We start from the raw sequence: 311 nt of genomic DNA, 5'->3' as shown, positions 1-311 counted from the left end.
TGGAACTGATTAACCGCCAACTGACCGAAAAAGGCCTAAAAGTAGAGAAAGCATCCGCCGCCGTCATTGACGCCACCATTATTCATACCGCCGGCAGCAAACAGCGCCAGGCCATAGAAGTCGATGAAGAAGGACAAGTCAGCGGCCAAACCACACCGAGTAAAGACAGCGATGCTCGTTGGATAAAGAAAAACGGTTTATACAGACTCGGTTACAAACAACATACCCGTACCGATGCGGAAGGCTATATAGAGAAACTGCACATTACCCCCGCCAATGCCCATGAGTGCAAACACCTGTCGCCTTTGTTG

General features: G+C 49.8%; 1 protein-coding gene. It reads left to right on the top strand.

Annotated features, from left to right (window positions below):
- A partial coding sequence (locus tag ACTHTJ_RS10995) for a transposase (protein WP_440361023.1) occupies positions 1 to 311 on the top strand: 311 nt, incomplete at both ends.

Origin of the sequence: Neisseria sp. P0018.S001, assembly GCF_051957355.1 — a bacterium.
Taxonomy (GTDB): domain Bacteria; phylum Pseudomonadota; class Gammaproteobacteria; order Burkholderiales; family Neisseriaceae; genus Neisseria; species Neisseria subflava_A.
Note: the sequence above shows the minus strand (reverse complement) of the source record. Positions and strands in the feature narration are given on the sequence as shown.